Below are 18077 nucleotides of genomic sequence, written 5' to 3'. Positions count from 1 at the left end.
GGTTCCAAAACAGAATTAGCGTCATCCGAGGTTTTTGAAATGAATGTACTGATCATTGGTAGCGGCGGTCGTGAACACGCTCTGGCCTGGAAAGTCGCTCAGGACCCACGGGTTCAGAAAGTGTTTGTCGCCCCGGGCAACGCCGGTACCGCCATCGAAGCCAAGTGCGAGAACGTCGCCATTGACGTCCTGGCCCTGGAACAGTTGGCGGATTTCGCCGAGAAAAACGTCTCCCTGACCATCGTCGGTCCAGAAGTGCCGCTGGTGGCCGGCGTGGTGGATCTGTTCCGCTCCCGTGGCCTGGACTGCTTCGGCCCAACCGCCGGCGCCGCGCAGCTGGAAGGTTCGAAAGCCTTCACCAAGGACTTCCTCGCACGCCACAAGATCCCGACTGCCGACTACCAGAACTTCACCGAGATCGAGCCGGCCCTGGCCTATCTGCAGGAAAAAGGTGCGCCGATCGTGATCAAGGCCGACGGCCTGGCCGCCGGCAAAGGCGTGATCGTCGCCATGACCCTGGCCGAAGCCGAGGAAGCCGTGCGCGACATGCTCGCTGGCAATGCCTTCGGTGATGCCGGTTCCCGCGTCGTCATCGAGGAGTTCCTCGACGGCGAGGAAGCCAGCTTCATCGTCATGGTCGATGGCAAGAACGTGCTGCCCATGGCCACCAGCCAGGACCACAAACGCGTCGGCGACGGCGACACTGGCCCCAATACCGGTGGCATGGGCGCTTACTCGCCGGCACCGGTGGTCACTTCCGAAGTGCACCAGCGGGTGATGGATCTGGTGATCTGGCCCACCGTGCGCGGCATGGCCGAGGAAGGCAACGTCTACACCGGCTTCCTCTATGCCGGCCTGATGATCGACAAGGCTGGCAACCCGAAAGTCATCGAGTTCAACTGCCGCTTCGGCGACCCGGAAACCCAGCCGGTGATGCTGCGCCTGCAATCGAGCCTGGTGCTGTTGGTGGAAGCCGCCCTGGCCCAGGCCCTGGACAAGGTCGAAGCCCAGTGGGACCCACGCCCAAGCCTGGGCATCGTCCTGGCCGCCGGCGGCTATCCTGGTGACTATGCCAAGGGCGCGGCCATCACTGGCCTGGACGCCGCCGCTGCACTGGAAGGCAAAGTGTTCCACGCCGGCACCGCACTCAAGGACGGTCAGGTCGTGACTTCCGGCGGCCGGGTACTCTGCGCCACCGCCATGGGCGACAGCGTCGATGCAGCCCAGCAGCAAGCCTACCGCCTGGCGGCCAAGATCGACTGGCAGGGCTGCTTCTACCGCAACGACATCGGCTACCGTGCCATTGCTCGTGAGCGCGGCCAGGAGTAAAGCTGCCAGTGCCCCCCGGCAAGGGCCTTGCGCCCTTGCCGTGCGGTCATTACGCCGCGCATAGTTATAATCAGGCATCAACCAATGAAGGGATTTCGCCGTGCGCTGGCTCAGGACTGCCCTAGGCTTCACCGTCACATTGCTGACCCTGCTCTGCTTGAATTCGGCCCTGGCCGCTCAAGGCAGTGGCTGGGCGGTTTTGCTCGACGAACAGGCCGACCTGCAGCTCAGTGACATCCGCTCCCCGCGCTACACCAACCAGTTCAGCCCCATCGAGCTGGACAAGCTGACCGCTGCCGAACCCGATGGCGCCCTGTGGTTGCGCTTCAAGCTCCAACCGGGGACCCACGAGCAGATCCTGCGGATCTTCGCCCCCGACCTGTCCCACCTGAATCTCTACGTGCTCGACGGCGACAAGCTGATCGAACAAGTGAACACCGGCTCCAGCCAGTCGCAAGCCCAAAAGCCCCTGCCCAGCAGCGACTTCATACTGCCACTGCCGCAAAGTGCCAAGCCGCTGGACGTCTATCTGCGCCTGGTGTCCGAACATGAACTGCGTCCCTACATCACCCTGCAATCGGCAGTGATGGGCGCCGCCGACCAGAGCCAGACGCTGATCTACGGCCTGTTGTTCGGCTGCCTGGCGATGCTGATCCTGCACAACCTCACCCGCTTCGCCTACACCCGATCACGCAGCAGCCTGTGGCTGGCAGCCTGTGAGGGCCTGCTGACCCTCAGCCTGCTGATGCTGCTGAACCTGTTCGGTCCCTGGCTGCCGGACTGGCAAGCGCTGCAGACTCCGGGCGCCTATGTGGCCCTGCTGCTGACCGCGCCCTGCGGGATGATGTTCGCCTACCGGTTCTTTGCGCCACTGGGTCCGCACCCGCTGAACCGCCTGCTGCTGGGCAATATCCTGCTGATCGGCCTGTTCGGTCTGTTGCTGCTGTTCGTCAGCACCCTGCCGCTGAACATCATCACCTACGGCCTGGTGGCCCTGGCCGGCCTGAGCATGCTGTTCGTCGGCGGCTACCACTGGCACAAGGGCTACCGTCCGGCTCGGCTGTTCGTGACCGCCATGGTGATTTTCAACCTCGGCACCCTGGTGATACTTCCGGCGCTGCTGGGCCTGACCCTGGTGGCGCCGCAAGGGCTGATCGTCACCCTGCTGAGCGTGGTGTGCATCGCCGGGCTGCTGATGAGCATTGCCCTGGGCGAGCGCCAGCGCAACATCACCGAGAACCGCTTCAGCGTCAGCCGCGACCTGGCCGCCAGCACCGCCGAGGTCAATGCCAAGGCCGAGTTCCTGGCCAAGATCAGCCACGAGATCCGTACGCCGATGAACGGCGTGCTGGGCATGACCGAGCTGTTGCTGGGCACCCCACTGTCGGTCAAGCAGCGCGACTACGTGCAGACCATCCACAGTGCCGGCAACGAGCTGCTGACCCTGATCAACGAGATCCTCGACATCTCCAAGCTGGAATCCGGGCAGATCGAACTGGACGACGTGCAGTTCGACCTCAACGCCCTGATCGAGGATTGCCTGAGTATCTTCCGGGCCAAGGCCGAGCAGCAGAACGTCGAGCTGATCAGCTTTATCCAGCCCCAGGTGCCTCGGGTCATCAGCGGTGATCCGACACGCCTGCGCCAGGCCCTGCTGAGCCTCCTGGAAAACGCCCTGAAGAAGACCGACGAAGGCGAAGTGCTGATCGTCGTCGCCCTCGACGAACGCAGCAGCAAGCCGCGCCTGCGCATTGCCGTACAAGACAGCGGCCAGCCCATGGATACCGAAGAGCGCGAGGCGCTGCTGCACACCGAGCTGCACAGCAAGAACTTCCTCGCCACCACCCGCCTGGGCGGCAATCTGGGCCTGGTGATCGCCCGTCAGCTGATCCTGCTGATGCACGGCGAATTCGGCATCAAGAGCGGCACCAACCAGGGCAGCACCCTGTGGCTGACCCTGCCCCTGGACGCCGAGCGCCTGGAGCATCCCACCGCCGACCTCGACGGTCCCTTGCAGGGCGCACGGGTGCTGGTGGTGGACGACAACGACACCTGCCGCAAGGTCCTGGTGCAGCAATGCAGCGCCTGGGGCCTGAACGTCAGTGCCGTGCCTTCGGGCAAGGAAGCCCTGGCCCTGCTGCGGACCAAGGCGCACCTGCGGGACTACTTCGACGTGGTGCTGCTGGACCAGAACATGCCCGGCATGACCGGCATGCAACTGGCGGCGAAGATCAAGGAAGACCCAAGCCTGAACCACGACATCCTGCTGATCATGCTCACCGGCATCAGCAACGCGCCCAGCAAGGTGATTGCGCGCAATGCCGGGATCAAGCGCATCCTCGCCAAGCCGGTGGCCGGCTACACCCTCAAGACCACCCTGGCCGACGAGCTCAACCAGCGTGACAAGGCGCCCGCCGCCCCCTACAACATGCCCCTGAGTCCGACACCCGGCCCGGCGCCGGTCACTGTGCCCAGCGACTTCAGCATTCTGGTGGCCGAGGACAACAGCATCTCCACCAAGGTCATCCGCGGCATGCTGGGCAAGCTCAACCTGCAACCCGACACCGCCAGCAACGGCGAGGAGGCCCTGCAGGCAATGAAGGCCAAGCGCTACGACCTGGTGCTGATGGACTGCGAAATGCCGGTGCTCGACGGCTTCTCCGCCACCCAGCAGTTGCGGGCCTGGGAGGTCGGCAACCAACGGGTGCGCACCCCGGTGGTGGCGCTGACCGCGCACATCCTCGCCGAGCACAAGGAGCGCGCGCGCCAGGCCGGCATGGACGGGCACATGGCCAAGCCGGTGGAGCTCTCGCAACTGCGCGAGCTGGTGGAACACTGGGTCACCCAGCGCGACCTGCGCGAGCGCAGCGCCGCACACACCAGTTGAGCCGACAGCCTCTGCAGCGCCTGTTAAACTCTGGCTCGCCCTCCCTAGTCGTGAGCTCCTGCCATGCTCCACGTGCTGTTCAGCGTTTACCTGAAGATGCTGGTGCTCTATAGCCCGTTCTTCGTCCTCTCGTGCTTCATCAGCCTGACCCGGGGCTACTCCTCCAAGGAACGCCGACGCCTGGCCTGGAAAGTCGCCCTGGCCACCCTGGTCTCCAGCATCTTGCTGTACCTGTTCGGGCGGGTGATCTTCAGCGTATTCGGCATCACCGTGGATGCCTTCCGCATCGGTGCGGGCAGTGTGCTGTTCATCTCGGCCCTGGGCATGGCCCAGGGCAAGTCGGCTGTACAGACCGACAACGTGCAGCAGGACGTGACCATCGTACCGTTGACCATTCCCCTGACCGTAGGCCCGGGCACCATCGGCGCCCTGCTGGTGATGGGGGTCAGCCAGCCCCACTGGGACGACAAGCTCACTGCCATCCTCAGCATCGCCCTGGCCAGCCTCACCGTGGGCGTGGTGCTGTACCTGTCCAACCGCATCGAACGCATCCTCGGCGACCAGGGATTGCAGATCGTCAGCCGGCTGATGGGACTGTTCGTCTGTGCCCTGGCGGCGCAAATCATCTTCACCGGAGTCAGGGGCTACCTGGTCCCTTAGGTCCGCCAGACAATACTCAAATCAAGCGACAGGCAACGCATGCAGACTCTTCAACGACCCACCGGCACTGGGCCAGCTCCAGCGCGCGCCCAGTGCCTTGCACAGATCGGGCGCGGCCTGGCCTGCCTGCTGGCCGGGCTCCTGCTCATGCCCCTCCCGACGCTGGCAGCCGAATCGCCCCAGGCCAAGCTCGAGGCCTGGCTGAACCAGACCAGTGAATCCAGTGAGCGCTTTGGCGACTTTAAGGTGTACCACCGCCGGGACGGCAGCAGCCCCCGGGAAATCACCTACAAGGGCCAACTCTATCGGCCGCTGAACGCCTGGCAGATCACCGATGTAAAAACCACCGGGGCGACCCAGGGCGGACAGCCCGTACTGCTGGCCACCACCATCGAGTGGATGGGGGTCGGCACCGTGCTGATCGCGGTGCAGAACGACACGCCGCTGGCCCGCATCCTCAGCCCGGTCAAAAGTCGCGACGAGCCCGACTGGGGCCAGCCACAGCCCGGGCGCAACGACCTGCTGCTGTTCCCCGAGGGCGCACGCGCCCTGGTGCCCTCCACCGGGCAAGTCCTGTGGTTCGATGAGCGATTGCCCGGCTGGGGTTTCTCCCACTACGCCATGTTGGTGTCCGTGTCGCCGGACAATCGCAGCGCCGCATTTCTGGGCAAGGAAGGGCTGCTGCTCAGCTCGGCGGAACAGGGGGTGTATGCCCAACTGCCGATCAGCAAGGAGATGAATCTGAGCCAGCTCTGGCCACTGTTCAACCAAGCCGGCGCCCGTGCGCGAAAGGCCCTGGACGAAGGCCGGCGCATTGACCAGGGGCGCCTGCATCATGCCTTGCAGGTGGATTGGGTGGGCCGGCAGTTCAGCTGGCAGCAGGTGCAAGGAACCTGGCAACTCAAAGGCCTGGGGCTGACCTCCAGCCCTCTGAAGAGGGAGCATTGAGTGATGACCGTTTTACGCCCAGGGCCCACTCGACACCTGCTGCAACTGACCGCGGCCATTGTGCTGGGCGGTTGCGCCAGCCATGGTGCCGAGCAACCCAGCGATATTCGCACCGAAGACGCCAAGGCGGCAGAAGCAGTGCTGGAGCTTCAGGTCAGCTTCGCCAAGGCGCCGGACTACAAGCCCGAAACCTTCGGCCCCTATGCGTACAGCCAGTACGTGAAGATCGAAGGCGCACCGACGCTGCAGATCCCGTTCTACCAAAAGGGCATCGGCTTCGAGCTGGGCGTGGTCGGTGACCCACGGGCGTTGCTTGCCCTGCCCTACCCCTCGCCCAAGGCCGACTCCGCGAGTAACACCTTGCGGGTCGTCGGCCAGCAGTTGGACAGCACCCACTACCGCTTTGTGGTGTTGCCGCTGTCGGGCTGGAACAGCCTCGACAGCTTCGAGGTGGCCTTCGCCCACAACGGCCGGCGCGAAGCCATGACCTTCACCTACAGCACGCAAGTGGCCTGCAATAGCAGCTTCGCGGTGACGACGCCGACCTATGGTTTCGCCCTGTCGGTGGCGGCACGCTTCCCCAAGGGATCGGGCTGCCTCAAAGCCTGCGATGCACGCCCGGAGTACGCCGGGCAATGCGCTTACAATTCCGGTTTCCGACAAGTCTCGAACCTGTAGAAAACCCTTCCAGCAGGAGCAGGAACCGCACCATGCCCTACAGCGCCGACGCTGCCTTTATCCAGGAACAATGGCAGAACGAATACTTCCCTCGGGAAAACACTCTGACCCTGAACACGGGTTTTTACTGCCTGTTCGACCTGCCCCACCAACATCCCCGGCTGATCAACAAAGTCTGGATGCCAGCCTTGGATTACCCCCGCCAGGATGAGCCCGGTTTTGTCATGCCCTTGGGATTTTCCGCCGACGGCCCACAACCCTTTTACGCCACAGGCGGCGAGACGGCGGCCTTTGGCGGCGACGGCTTCCTGTCATTGCAGGAAAAGGATTCGGACACTCTGATCTGGTTGATCGTGCTCAGTGAGACCAACCCCTTCAACCGTGTAGACATCCAGGGCCAGTACCTGTGTGCCGAATCCACATCCGGAGTCAGGGTACGAGTTCCCATCGAGCGGCCCGATCAGCTGACCCTGACCTGGCCCTGAACCGCGCCTTCAACAAGCCGAGCCCCATGGAAAAACTCACCGCCAACGCCGCCATCGACCTTCTGAGCACACACAGGCTGCCCGGCCTCGACGTCGCCGCCCGAGCCTGCCATCTCTTGAACTGGTGGGGGATGGACTGCGACGACCTTGAATTCGCGACACTGCCACCCGGCCTGCAGCAACAACTCATCTCGCAACCGGAGCCCCCGGACGATACGCAAGACCCGCTCTACGACGCGCTGCTGCTGATCGCCCTGCGCGCCGAATATCGCGGCGTGACTCACCTGTACCTGAGGCGCTGCCTGCGTGAAGCCGGGCTCGGCGACTTCGCCGTCGGCGCGAACATCGAGTGCCTGGAGGCCTGCCCCTGCTGCGGTTATCGAACCCTCTCGGCGCGGGGCGAATACGAGATCTGCGGGCTGTGCCATTGGGAAGACGACGGCAGCGAAGCGCTGGATGTGCTGAGCGGGCCCAACCATAAAACCCTGGGCCAGGCCCGGGAACACTTTGCCCAGCAGCAGAGCCGCCTGCCCTTGGACAAATGGCCACACATCACCAAGGACCACCCATGATTCCCCAGCAGTTGGTCACCCTGATCGAATCCCAGCCCAGTTTCCGCCAGCGCCCCGACACCGCAGAGGTCAGCCGAGCGCTGACCACACTGGGCATTGCCCTGGACAGCGAGTTCGCACAGATCTACCTGGCCTACCACCCCGCCGACTTCGAAAGCCGAGCGAACTACGAAGTGCTGATGGATATCGCCGAGCCCACCGAGGAGATCCTCATGGGCACCGAGTTCATCCATGAGGTCTGGGAGTTGCCAAAGCAATTTGTCGCCTTCACCTCATTGCAAGGCGAAGGCGGCTACTTGCTGGACAAGGACAGCGGCGGCGTCTGGGACTTCGACCTGGGCGACCGGGAAGCTTTCATCGCCGGCCGCATCCCGGCCAGATGGGCCAGCTTCTTCGAATTCATCCACTGGCTGCTGACCGCCGAACCCACCGACCCGTAGGAGCCGGCTTGCCGGCGAAGAGGCCCTTGAGCCTTGCACGGCTCTGGTGGACGCCTTCGCCGGCAAGCCGGCTCCTACAAGGGCTTGTTGCCGTACCAGCGCGGGGTGTACACCCACTCGCCGCCCTCGGCCCGGGGGAACACGCAGGTGGTGGAAGACCCCACCAGCACCATGGTGCGCATGTCCACCTGCTCCGGGGTCAGCTCGCCCAGGGTGATGACCCGCAGGGTCTGGCCCGGACGCCCAATGTCTCGACCCAATACCACCGGGGTTTGCGGCGTGCGGTGCTGGCGCACGATCTCCAGGGCCCGGCCCAGTTGCCAGGGTCGGGAACGAGAGATGGGGTTGTAGAAGGCCAGGGCCAGGTCGGCCTGGGACGCCAGGTCCAGGCGCTTCTCGATGATGTCCCAGGGCTTGAGGTTGTCCGAAAGTGACAACACGCAGAAATCATGACCCAGCGGCGCGCCGGCCTGGGCAGCGGTGGCCAGGGAGGCGGAGACGCCAGGGAGGATCTCCAAGTCGACGCGGTGCCAGGCCGGATCGCTGGATTCGTGCAGGGCTTCCAGGACCGCGGCCGCCATGGCGAATACCCCCGGATCGCCGGACGACACCACCACCACCGAACGGCCCTGGGCCGCCAGTTCGAATGCGTGGCGGGCGCGCTGCATTTCTTCGCGGTTGTCAGTGCAGTGCATCACCTGATCGGCGCGGAACGGGCCGGCCATGCGCACGTAGGTTTCATAGCCCAGGATGTCGTTGGCCCGGGCCAGTTCGGCCTTGACCGCCGGCACCATGAGCTCGGCCGCGCCAGGACCAAGGCCGATGACCGCCAGACGTCCGCGAGGACGGCCGATCTGCTCCGGGTCCAGGGGCTGATTGGCCACGGCGATGGCGATGTCGTCTCCCACCTTCAGCGGCGGCAGCAATTGCGGCACGGCTTGCTGTGCCAGTTCGGCGACACTGCCGGCGGCCGGCAGGAAGCGCAGCGGCACACCCAGTTGCGCAGCCGCCTGGTGCAGGGCGCGGTCGGCCATGTCGCTGTCGGCCGCCAGCAGGCAGGCAACGGACTGCACGGCGATTCGCGCCTGATGCAGGGCCTGGCGGATGTGCGTGGCGAGGTCGGTATCGCTGGCGCCAGCACGCTGGTTCCTGCGGCAGGCGATGAGGACGCTGCGGGGGTAGATCAGCAGCTCATTGGCCGCAGGCTCGCGCTCGGCAGAGCCGACCCGGATGGTCAGGCGGGCCTGATCATTCTCGGGCAGCTTCGCTGCGGCCAGCCAGGGTGCTGCGCCTTCGATACGCACGCTTTCGCCACCCAGCAGGTCGGAGACGAAACGCTTGCCCAGTTCCAGGTCGCCCAGGGCATAACCGCTGGGCGGGTTGAGCAGACAGGTGCCGAAGCGCAGTTCACCACTGGTGGTAATGGCCGCGGCCACTCCAAGGCCCGCCGCGATTTCCCGGGCCATGACGTTGACGCCGCCAAGGCCGCCCAGCAGCGGCACCACGGCGCTGCCGTCTTCGGCCACGGCCAGAACCGGCGGTTCGGCGCCTTTTTCCAGCAGCAGCGGCGCCAGGGTCCGGATCACGATACCCGCCGCACACAGGGCGATGATGGGCGTGTCCTGTTGATAGAGCTGACGCAGGGTGGCACCGAATTCGTGGTAGATCCGATCGGCGCCTTCGACCCGTTCCGCCAGACCGTGGATCAACGAGTCGGGATACAGCCGCTGGATCTGCCGCGCGGTGTCGAGGCTGCCTTGGCCAAGGATGACGATGGCCGGAGTTGAACGGGCCATCAGCCTTGCCACCTTTCGCCGGGCACTATGATCAGCGAGAAGTACGGCGAGGACATCGGCTCCACTTCATCCAGCGGCACGATCTTCTGGTTGGCCATGGTGGCGCGCTCGACGTACAGCGCACGCTGCGCCAGCCCCAGTTCTTCCAGGACCTGGCGCACCTTGGGGAAGTTGCGTCCCAGCTTCATCACCACCGCCGCATCGGCGTCCGCCAGACGCCGCTTGAGTTCGTCATGGGGCAGCACGCCCGAGAGCACCGACAGACTCTGGTTGCGATACACCAGGGGCGCGCCCAGCACCGAAGCGCCGCCCAGCATCGAGCACACACCCGGCACCACTTCGGCCTGGTAACGCTCGGCCAGACGATCGTGCAGGTACATGTAGGAACCGTAGAAGAACGGGTCGCCTTCGCAGATCACCGCCACATCCCGACCGGCATCCAGATGCAGCGCCAGCTCTGCGCTGGCGCTGTCGTAGAAATCGCTGATCACTTGTTCGTAGGACAGCGGTGCCGGCAGCACTTCGGTGGTGACCGGGTACACCAGCGGCAGCAGGGTCTGGGCCTGTTGCAGGTGCCCTTCGATGATGCCGAAGGCGTTGCCTTTCTTGCCCTTGGCCACGAAGTAGGCCACCACCGGCGACTCGCGCAGCAGGCGCAGAGCCTTCACGGTTATCAGCTCCGGATCACCAGGCCCCACGCCAAGGCCGATCAAACGTCCAGGTTGCTGCATCATTCGATCTCCGTGGCCAGGGCGTTGACGGCGGCGGCCGCCATGGCGCTACCGCCCAGGCGACCCTGCATGATCACGAAGGGCACGCCGCGGCTGTCGGCGGCGAGCATCGCCTTGGATTCGGCGGCGCCGACGAAGCCCACTGGGAAGCCGAGGATCAGCGCCGGTTTCGGCGCGCCGGCGTCGAGCATTTCCAGCAGGTAGAACAGTGCTGTGGGAGCATTGCCGATCACCACGACGCTGCCTTCCAGGTGCGGACGCCAGAGCTCCAGAGCCGCCGCCGAGCGGGTGTTGCCCAGCTCCCGGGCCAGCTCCGGGACGCTGTCGTCGCGCAGGGTGCAGATCACTTTGTTGTTGGCCGGCAGGCGTGCCCGGGTAATGCCTTCAGAGACCATCCGTGCATCGCAGAGGATCGGTGCCCCGGCGGCCAGGGCATCACGCCCGGCCTTGCCGGCGCCCGCGGAGAACTGCAGGCCGTCGATGGCCTCGACCATGCCGCAGGCGTGGATCACCCGTACCGCGAGTTTTTCCAGGTCGGCGGGAATGCGATCCAGCTTGGCTTCTTCGCGGATGATCGCGAAGGAGTTGCGATAGATCTCCTGACCGTCGCGGATGTAATCAATCATCTAGGTGGCTCCGTGGGCGGGCATCAAGCAGTGCCTCTGCCGCTTCAATAGAAAGGTTGCGTGCGTGCAGCGTGCCGAAACCCGGCTGCGCTGCCTCGCGCAAATACAAGTCGTAACGCCCTGGGGCCGTCGCCAGCAGGGTGGCCGGCGCCACATGGGCGGCGGCGCAGGAACGGGAACAGGCCGACAAATGCACCGCCTGCTGGCGGCCATGGCGCTGGAGCAGGGCTGCCAACTTCAGCGCATCGCCCTTGGTGTCGGCCAGGGCTTTGCCGCAGCCACTGGAGCCGGTACAGGCAATCAGGTGGGCCAGGGATTGTTCAGGGCTGCACAACAGGCCCAGTTGGCTCAGACCCGCCGTGACCCCGGGGGCATCCGAGGGGGCAATGCCAGGCAGCAGCAGGCTCTGCCAGGGCGTGAAGCGCAGGCTGGCGTCGCCGTACTGTTCGGCCAGTTGCGCAGCGCCCTTGAGCATGACGGGATCAAGGCGCCCCAGGGGCGCAACCGCACCGACATAGACCCGACCGCTTTCACGCTGTGGATAAGTTCCCAGGTGCAGCCCTGCGACCGAGGCCGGGCGCTGCCAGCCGTCGAGGCTCAACAAGGGGCGGCTCAGGCGCCGGTTCAGATGGGCGAGAAAATCCGCCACCGGCATCTGCGCCAACAGGTGGCGCATCCGCGTCTGCTCGGGCGTCGCCAACTCGAGAAACAGCTCCAGCACCGCCACCAGCAGTTCATGACCCAGTTCCTGAGGCACTGCCGCCAAGGGTTTATCCACAGGGCTGCCCGCCAGGCCAAAGGCCAACCGCAACTGCCCCTCCCGCACAAAGGCTGCCAGCCACAGATCGTGGTGATGTTCGAGCATGGCCAGGGCTTCGCCGCCATCGAGCTGCACGGCGAACTTGGCCGACAGTTCATGCAAGCGCGGGTGGCTCTGCAAGGTCTCGAGAATCTGCCCGGCCAGGGGCCGGGTATCCATCAGCGCTTGCCGATCAATCCCGGCGCTGGGGCTGAGCATCAGGTTGCGCACATCATCACCGGCGGCGGTGGTCGGTCCCAGGCCGGCCGCCAGCAGTTTGTCGATCAGCGCCTGCTGCTCGGCGCCAATACCGCGAATCTGCAGGTTGGCGCGGTTGGTGGCCTCGATCACACCGCCGGCATAAGCCTGCGCCGCCTCGGCCACCGCCGTTGCCTGGGCTGCACTGATGGCCCCGCCCGCCAGCTTGATCCGGCAGATGCCACCGTCCAGCGCCGGGACAATGCGCAGCAACCCCGGGCAGGCCGAGGGGCGGATGGCGGTGGACATCGGGCGTTCGTTCAAAGGGGTGACCGGCAGTGTGGGAAAAGCGCTTCGTCAGCGAAGGCGCGGTATTATGCCTGCTTTGTCCGAAGGCATGAAAAGCCTGCCTGTCGGAACCTTCGGTTTGAGGAATATAGATGTCGCCCTGGCTGACAGTAGTGGGAATCGGTGAAGACGGCTTCAAGGGCCTGGGCAGGAACGCCCGCCATGCCCTGCTGGGTGCTTCACGGATCATCGGCGGCCAGCGCCAGCTGGATCTGCTGCCGGCATGCATCCGTGGTGAACGCCAGTTGTGGCCCAGCCCGTTCTCACTGGAGCCGGTGCTGAGCCAGCGCGGGACGCCGGTCTGCGTGCTGGCTAGCGGCGATCCTATGCTGTTCGGCGTCGGTGCCAGTCTGGCCCGGCAACTGCCGGCCGAGGAGCTGCAGGTGCTGCCCTTCCCCTCCGCCTATTCCCTGGCCGCCGCACGCCTGGGCTGGGCCCTGCAGGAGGTGGTCACGCTGTCGGTGGTGGCGCGGCCGATTGCCGCTCTCAATGCCCAACTGTTCAGCGGCGTGCGCCTGCTGGTGCTGAGCAATGACCGCCACAGCCCGGCCACCATCGCCGGACTGCTGCGCGAGCGCGGCTTCGGCCCGAGCCGGATCACCGTACTGGAGCACCTGGGCGGCCCCTTGGAGCGACGCCTGGACAGCACTGCCGATGAATGGAGCGATCCGGCGATCGCCGACCTCAACCTGCTGGCCATCGAATGTCGCGCGGCCGCCGATACGCCGCAACTGTCCCGTCTGGCCGGCCTGCCGGACTCGGCTTTCCGTCATGACGGCCAGTTGACCAAGCGGGACGTGCGCGCCATCACCCTGGCCCGCCTGGCGCCCGTGCCCGGTGAACTGCTCTGGGATGTGGGGGCCGGTAGCGGCTCCATCGGTATCGAATGGATGCGTGCCCACCCCAGTTGCCGGGCCCTGGCCATCGAAGCCGATGACGGCCGCCAGCAGTTGATCGAACACAACCGCGACGTACTCGGGGTACCCGGGCTGCAACTGATTCGCGGCAGCGCCCCCCAGGCCCTGGCCGGACTGGAGCGTCCGGATGCGGTGTTCATCGGCGGTGGCGTGACCCGCGAAGGCGTATTACAGACTTGCTGGGAGCAGCTCAAGCCCGGTGGGCGCCTGGTGGCCAACGCGGTGACCCTGCAAAGTGAAATGACCCTGATGCACTGGCGCGACCAGCACGGCGGTGAACTGACCCGCATCCATATCGCCCAGGCCCAACCCCTGGGGGAGTTCGACACCTGGCGCCAGGCCCTGCCGATCACCCTGCTGGACCTGCACAAACCCCGGGACCTGCCATGAACCTTGCAGGAGCGGGCTTGCCCGCGAAAGCGCCCACCCAAGAGACCGCAGCGCGCCCTTCGCGAGCAAGCTCGCTCCTACGAGGGCTGGGGCATGCGTGAAGAAACAGCGGAACAACCCGCGCCCCTGCGCAGCGGCCTGACCACCGGCAGCTGCGCCACGGCCACCAGCCTGGCCGCCGCTCGCCTGCTCCTGGGGGGCGTCAACGCGGACGCGGTGGATATCGTCCTGCCCAAGGGTAAACAGGTGCAGATGCGCCTGGAGTTCTGCCGCCGTACCCGCGACGGCGCAGAGGCCGGAACCCTCAAGGATGCCGGCGACGACCCGGACGTGACCCACGGCGCCCTGCTCTACTCCCAGGTGCGCCTGACTCCCGAGCCGGGAATCCGCTTTATCGCCGGCCAGGGCGTGGGCACCGTGACCCGCCCCGGGCTGGTGCTGGCAGTGGGCGAGCCGGCGATCAATCCCGTGCCGCGCCGGATGATCGGCGAGCACTTGCAACGGCTCGCCGAGGAGCAGGCCTACCCCGGCGGGTTCGAAGTCACGGTGAACGTCGAGGGCGGAGCGGAACTGGCCCTGAAAACCATGAACCCGCGCCTGGGGATTCTTGGCGGGCTGTCGATCCTGGGCACCAGCGGCATTGTCCGGCCCTTCTCCTGCGCCGCCTACATCGCCTCGATCCACCAAGGCATCGACGTGGCCAAGACCAATGGCTACCTGCACATCGCCGCCTGCACCGGCAACGCCAGCGAGGACACCATGCGCCGGGTCTATGAGCTGCCGGAAATCGCCCTGATCGAAATGGGCGACTTCGTCGGCGCGGTGCTCAAGCACTTGCGCAAAGTACCTGTGGATAAACTCAGCCTGTGCGGCGGCTTCGGCAAGATCAGCAAACTGGCCGCCGGGCACATGGACTTGCACAGCCGCCACTCCAGCATCGACCTGCCGCAACTGGCGCAATGGGCCGCCGATGCGGGTGCCGATCCGGCGCTGCAACAGGCCATCCGCGAGGCCAATACCAGCCAGCAGGCGCTGGCCATGGCCAGCGCCGCGGGGGTCACCCTGGGGGACGTGGTGTGCCAGCACGCCCTGGACTTCGCCCGCAGCGTGGTGCCCGCTCAAGTCCAGGTGGAAGTCTTCGCCATCGATCGCCAGGGCGGCATCGTCGGCCACGCCGGAGCCTGGCAATGACCCGTATCCTGCTACTGGGCGGGGTCACCGAGGCCCTGGCCATCGCCCGCACCCTGGGCCCAACACATATCTACAGCCTGGCCGGAGTAGGCCGGGTGCCCACCGACCTGAACTGCCAGGTACGAGTCGGCGGCTATGGCGGTGCCGAGGGGCTGGCACGCTTTATCCGCGAAGAGCGCATCGGCCTGCTGCTGGATGCCACCCACCCTTACGCGGCACAGATCAGCGCCAATGCACAAGCTGCCGCGCAACTGACCGGGATTGCCTGCTGGGCCTTGCGGCGTCCGGCGTGGCAACCGCAGCCCGGGGATGACTGGCGCGAGATCACGGATTGGCCGCACTTGGTGCAGGCCTTGGAACCCTTCAAGCGACCCTTGTTCACTCTGGGTCGCGAACCCTTGCAGCATCTGGAAGAAATTCCGGCCGGCCAGTTCTGGACCCTACGCGCCCTGGACGCCTACCCGGGCAACCCGCGCTGTGAAGTGATCGGGGCCCGCGGGCCGTTCCTGATCGAAGACGAACGGGCGCTGTTCGTGCGTCGGCAGATCGACGTGCTGATCAGCAAGAACAGCGGCAGCAGCGCCACCGAACCCAAACTGGAAGTGGCCCGCGAGCGGGGCATACCGGTGCTGGTGCTCAAGCGTCCCGAGTTGCCCGAGGTCGACCGCCAATTTGCCAGCGTAGCCGAGGTACTGAGCGCCCTGGGGCAACTGCCTCACGCCTGACAGACAAAGACGCCAAGCCCCACAGACTCTTGGGATTCCCCTGGCAGCGATCGATAAGGCAGTGCTTTAGCCTCCTTGGAACGATCCAGTGGCGACCGGTTCATCAGTAGCCGGTCGTCGCGCCAATCGATTTCAGTCTGGCAAATGACTTGCTAGGCAGTATCCCAAGGAATACAGTCACCATGTTCGTCTTTGAGCAGACTCAGGCGTTCACCCATTGGCTGCTACGCCTAAAAGATCCCCAGGGAAAAACCCGCGTGCTGGCCCGGATCAGGGCGGCGCAACTGGGCCGTTTCGGCGACTGCGAACCCGTGGGCGAAGGTGTCTATGAAATGTGCATCCATCGCGGCCCCGGCTACCGGGTGTACTTCTCGCGCCGGGACACCGTGATCTACCTGTTGCTGATCGGCGGTGACAAGAGCACCCAGAGACGCGATATCCAACGCGCCAGGCAGCTGGCCCATGACCTCAAGAGCGAGGGCTGAAACATGCGTACCCCAGTGACCCGCTTCGACGCGGCAGAGTACCTCAAGACCCCGGAAAACATGGTGGCCTACCTCGACGCCTGCTTCGAGGAAGACGCCGGCGACGGCGTGCTGATCCGCGCCGCGCTCAACGACATCGCCCGCGCCCGGGGCATGACCCAGGTGGCCCGCGACACCGGCCTGGGTCGCGAGAGCCTGTACAAGTCCCTGGGCAGCCAGGGCAATCCCGAGTTCGCGACTATCATCAAGGTCATGAAAGCACTGGGACTCAAGCTTCACGTCAGCCTGGCCTGAACTGGCACTGCGACACCACACCGCATACGCTGCTTTTTTACTTATCCACAGCGATCAGGCTAAATACCCGCCTGATCGCTCAACCGACGGATCGTCCCCATGTCCCGACAACGGCTCGCATTTGCCTGGATCGCCTGCTTCGCAGTGCTGTTCAACATGCTTGCCATGCCGCTTTCCGGGGCCATGCAACGCAACGATTCGGGGCTGGACGAACAACTGCTGTGGGGCAGCTTCTGCTCTTCCAGCGGCACCAGGATGGTGGCCATTTCCCTGGGCAAGCTTGAGCAGAAAGCCCCGCAGAACGACGACCACTCGAACATGCAGCACTGCTGGTGCTGTTCCGGCTCGGCGCCTCTGGTGGCCCTACCGGGCCATGTGCCGCAGCTGAACTTCATTCGTTTCGCCGCCCAGCCGGGCGCGCCGCAACCGAAGATCGCAATGCTCACCCCGCGCCAGCAATGGCCCAGCCTGAACCCCGGTGCCCCGCCTCTGGCATGATTCCCTTTCGCAAGTGATCTGCGTATTTGAATCGTTCTGGAGAACCGTCATGTCCAAACCGTCCCTGGTCAAGCAATCCCTGCTCCTGGCCGCCCTGCTGCTGCCTGCCTGTTTCGCCACCGCCCACGACTACAAGGCCGGTGAGTTGCAGATCGCCCATCCCTGGTCACAGGAACTGCCGCCGAACGCGCCGACCGTCGCCGCTTACTTCGTGGTGCACAACCCGGGCAAGAACGCCGACACCCTGCTCAGTGTCGACTCGCCGATCTCCGGTCGGGCCGAACTGCATGAACACGTCATGCAAGGCGACATGATGAAAATGCAGCAAGTGGCCAAGGTCACGGTGCCCGCCGGCGGCGAGGCGACCTTCGCCCCCATGGGCTACCACGTGATGCTGATGGAGCTCAAAGACCGCAGCCTGCTCAGCGACGGCAAGCGTTTCCCGCTGACCCTGCACTTTGAAAAGGCCGGCGATGTCACCGTCGAAGTGGCCGTACAGAAGCAGCCGCCGGCCGCCACGCAAGAGTCCAAGCACGCTCACTAAGCTGACCGGCTCGTTACCGTGAACGCCCCGCACGCGCCTGGCCGCAGGCGGTCCGCGCCGCGTCGCAACTCCCCGGGAGTCCGCCGCGGCAGCTGGATCAGCCTGTTCGCCATGCTGATGATCTTTATCGGCCCGCTGATCTCTCAGTCGATGCCGATGGATCACGCGATGCCGATGAACATGTCCATCTCCATGGACATGGGCGACGGCGCGCCCGGCTGTCACGGTGAAAGCCCGCATCAGGCCCAACAAGGCAAGTCCCAGGGTGAACAACACGTACTCTGGGAAAAATGCGGCTATTGCAGCCTGCTGTTCAATTGCCCGGCACTGCCTTCGGCGCTGTCGTTCGCCGCTCTGTTCACGCCGCCCACGCCGTATTTCCTGATCCCCGCCACGCGCCTGGGCCACGCCCGGCAGACCGTGTTCCCCGGCGCCCTGACCCGCGCCCCGCCGATCCTCGTCTGAGTCTCCAGCTCATCTCACACGGCCGACTGTCATCGCGACAGCCGCGTAGTTGCGGCCGTGTCATTCAAGAC

Annotated in this window: 20 protein-coding genes; 16 read left to right on the top strand and 4 right to left on the bottom strand. The window is 65.3% G+C overall.

The features are described 5' to 3' along the window. Positions 1-39 precede the first annotated feature (39 nt). From purD to P7C00_RS03805, 8 genes are all read left to right on the top strand, one after another. The gene (purD, locus tag P7C00_RS03840) at positions 40-1329 is read left to right on the top strand and encodes a phosphoribosylamine--glycine ligase (protein WP_346636313.1); all 1290 of its coding nucleotides are present in this window, start codon (positions 40-42) and stop codon (positions 1327-1329) included. Positions 1330-1429: 100 nt separating this feature from the next. After that, a complete protein-coding gene (locus P7C00_RS03835; RefSeq protein ID WP_346636314.1) occupies positions 1430-4216 on the top strand; it encodes a response regulator in 2787 nt (928 codons plus the stop codon). A 63-nt stretch (positions 4217-4279) separates the two neighbouring features. Further along, positions 4280-4876: a MarC family protein gene (locus tag P7C00_RS03830; protein ID WP_123723472.1), complete on the top strand. Its 597-nt coding sequence runs from the start codon at positions 4280-4282 to the stop codon at positions 4874-4876. A 147-nt stretch (positions 4877-5023) separates the two neighbouring features. Continuing rightward, entirely contained in the window at positions 5024-5824 is an 801-nt protein-coding gene (locus tag P7C00_RS03825; protein WP_404938160.1) for a hypothetical protein, read from the top strand. Between the two features lie 3 nt (positions 5825-5827). Continuing rightward, entirely contained in the window at positions 5828-6502 is a 675-nt protein-coding gene (locus tag P7C00_RS03820; RefSeq protein ID WP_404938159.1) for a hypothetical protein, read from the top strand. 32 nt (positions 6503-6534) lie between these two features. Continuing rightward, positions 6535-6987 (top strand): hypothetical protein, encoded by a 453-nt coding sequence (locus tag P7C00_RS03815; RefSeq protein WP_346636317.1) that lies wholly within the window; start codon positions 6535-6537, stop codon positions 6985-6987. A 26-nt stretch (positions 6988-7013) separates the two neighbouring features. Beyond that, complete coding sequence (locus tag P7C00_RS03810) at positions 7014-7559, top strand: CPCC family cysteine-rich protein (protein WP_404938158.1); 546 nt, start codon at positions 7014-7016, stop codon at positions 7557-7559. Then, positions 7556-7999 (top strand): SMI1/KNR4 family protein, encoded by a 444-nt coding sequence (locus P7C00_RS03805; protein WP_346636319.1) that lies wholly within the window; start codon positions 7556-7558, stop codon positions 7997-7999. The genes P7C00_RS03810 and P7C00_RS03805 overlap by 4 nt, the downstream gene beginning before the upstream one ends. A gap of 74 nt (positions 8000-8073) precedes the next feature. Here P7C00_RS03805 and cobJ read toward each other — a convergent pair whose 3' ends face one another. From cobJ to cobG, 4 genes are read right to left on the bottom strand one after another with little or no spacing between them, the layout of a single operon-like run. Further along, entirely contained in the window at positions 8074-9795 is a 1722-nt protein-coding gene (gene cobJ, locus P7C00_RS03800) for a precorrin-3B C(17)-methyltransferase (RefSeq protein ID WP_346634621.1), read from the bottom strand. Further along, positions 9795-10526, bottom strand: coding sequence for a precorrin-2 C(20)-methyltransferase (locus tag P7C00_RS03795; protein ID WP_346634627.1), 732 nt, complete (start codon positions 10524-10526; stop codon positions 9795-9797). Before P7C00_RS03795 ends, cobJ begins: the two co-directional genes overlap by 1 nt. Then, the gene (locus P7C00_RS03790; RefSeq protein ID WP_102862983.1) at positions 10526-11152 is read right to left on the bottom strand and encodes a precorrin-8X methylmutase; all 627 of its coding nucleotides are present in this window, start codon (positions 11150-11152) and stop codon (positions 10526-10528) included. Before P7C00_RS03790 ends, P7C00_RS03795 begins: the two co-directional genes overlap by 1 nt. Further along, positions 11145-12458: a precorrin-3B synthase gene (gene cobG / locus P7C00_RS03785; RefSeq protein ID WP_404938157.1), complete on the bottom strand. Its 1314-nt coding sequence runs from the start codon at positions 12456-12458 to the stop codon at positions 11145-11147. The genes P7C00_RS03790 and cobG overlap by 8 nt, the downstream gene beginning before the upstream one ends. A gap of 131 nt (positions 12459-12589) precedes the next feature. Between cobG and cbiE the strand changes: the two genes are divergently transcribed. From cbiE to P7C00_RS03745, 8 genes are all read left to right on the top strand, one after another. After that, positions 12590-13804: a precorrin-6y C5,15-methyltransferase (decarboxylating) subunit CbiE gene (gene cbiE, locus P7C00_RS03780; RefSeq protein ID WP_346634619.1), complete on the top strand. Its 1215-nt coding sequence runs from the start codon at positions 12590-12592 to the stop codon at positions 13802-13804. Positions 13805-13897: 93 nt separating this feature from the next. Beyond that, positions 13898-14995 (top strand): cobalt-precorrin-5B (C(1))-methyltransferase, encoded by a 1098-nt coding sequence (locus tag P7C00_RS03775; protein WP_346634618.1) that lies wholly within the window; start codon positions 13898-13900, stop codon positions 14993-14995. Continuing rightward, on the top strand, positions 14992-15720 hold the full coding sequence (locus P7C00_RS03770) for a cobalt-precorrin-6A reductase (protein ID WP_174395751.1): 729 nt from the start codon (positions 14992-14994) through the stop codon (positions 15718-15720). The genes P7C00_RS03775 and P7C00_RS03770 overlap by 4 nt, the downstream gene beginning before the upstream one ends. A 182-nt stretch (positions 15721-15902) precedes the next feature. Then, positions 15903-16205 carry a type II toxin-antitoxin system RelE/ParE family toxin gene (locus tag P7C00_RS03765; protein WP_404938156.1) on the top strand — a complete coding sequence of 101 codons (303 nt, stop codon included), beginning with the start codon at positions 15903-15905 and terminating at the stop codon, positions 16203-16205. Positions 16206-16208: 3 nt separating this feature from the next. Continuing rightward, complete coding sequence (locus P7C00_RS03760) at positions 16209-16499, top strand: addiction module antidote protein (RefSeq protein WP_404938155.1); 291 nt, start codon at positions 16209-16211, stop codon at positions 16497-16499. Positions 16500-16598: 99 nt separating this feature from the next. Then, positions 16599-16997, top strand: a complete 399-nt coding sequence (locus P7C00_RS03755; RefSeq protein ID WP_346634616.1) for a DUF2946 domain-containing protein — start codon at positions 16599-16601, stop codon at positions 16995-16997. A 49-nt stretch (positions 16998-17046) separates the two neighbouring features. Then, a complete protein-coding gene (locus tag P7C00_RS03750; RefSeq protein WP_123723457.1) occupies positions 17047-17541 on the top strand; it encodes a copper chaperone PCu(A)C in 495 nt (164 codons plus the stop codon). 111 nt (positions 17542-17652) lie between these two features. Then, complete coding sequence (locus P7C00_RS03745; protein WP_404939903.1) at positions 17653-18006, top strand: DUF2946 domain-containing protein; 354 nt, start codon at positions 17653-17655, stop codon at positions 18004-18006. The last annotated feature ends 71 nt before the right edge of the window (positions 18007-18077 follow it).

It is taken from the genome of Pseudomonas sp. JDS08PS003, from assembly GCF_045013505.1.
Lineage (GTDB): Bacteria > Pseudomonadota > Gammaproteobacteria > Pseudomonadales > Pseudomonadaceae > Aquipseudomonas > Aquipseudomonas protegens_B.
The sequence above is the reverse complement of the archived record's forward strand: the minus strand, read 5'-3'. Positions and strand labels throughout refer to the sequence as shown.